We start from the raw sequence: 211 nt of genomic DNA on the forward strand, positions 1-211 counted from the left end.
CTCGTTTGCCATCCTCAATTTCCCCCTCTTTTTCTTCCTCCCTCGTGTTTCCTTCCCGTTCCTCTTTCGTCTCTCGCCCCCCCCCTTCTTCCTCCCCCTCTTCTCCCTCTCCTCCCCCCTTTCCCCCTTTTTTTTTCTCTTCTTCCTCCTTTCTCTCCTTCTTCTTTTCTTTCCTTTCCCCCCTTTCCTCCTTTTTTTCTTCTTCTTCCTT

Annotated in this window: 1 protein-coding gene; it reads right to left on the reverse strand. The window is 50.2% G+C overall.

The window, feature by feature from the left end; translation table 11 throughout:
• Positions 1–211: hypothetical protein (locus tag AB1471_RS19275; protein ID WP_367781126.1), on the reverse strand; the 211-nt coding region annotated here is incomplete at both ends.

It is taken from the genome of Jeotgalibacillus marinus, assembly GCF_040801915.1.
GTDB lineage: Bacteria > Bacillota > Bacilli > Bacillales > Jeotgalibacillaceae > Jeotgalibacillus > Jeotgalibacillus marinus.